The sequence below is a fragment of the Streptomyces caelestis genome (assembly GCF_001279005.1).
Taxonomy (GTDB): Bacteria; Actinomycetota; Actinomycetes; order Streptomycetales; family Streptomycetaceae; genus Streptomyces; species Streptomyces heliomycini.
This window is the reverse complement of the sequence record NZ_LGCN01000144.1, coordinates 1-265: the sequence shown is the minus strand read 5'-3', so window position 1 is coordinate 265 and position 265 is coordinate 1. Positions and strand designations below refer to the sequence as shown.

At 70.6% G+C, this 265-nt stretch carries 1 pseudogene; it reads left to right on the top strand.

The window, feature by feature from the left end:
* Window positions 1–265: pseudogene (locus ADK41_RS42500) on the top strand (hypothetical protein); the annotation flags it as partial.

The window sequence follows — 265 nt, the reverse complement described above, 5'->3', positions numbered from 1 at the left end:
CGGTGGCGAGGGCGTGCGGGACGAGGGCGCGGACAGCGACCCGGAAGACCTGAATACGGCATCCGTGAGCCTCACTGAGCTGCTGCCGGACTTCGGTTCCCAGTCTGTTTGGGCGGGTGAGCCTGCCGATGTGGACATGGAGGGCGCGGAGGAGTTCGCGGGTTCGGCTGGATCGGTGGGGCTGTCGTCTGCGGGGGGTGAGGACGCGTCCGGTGCGGTTGGTGCTTCGGACCCGGGAGGGGCCGGCAGTGATGCGCGGCGGGAG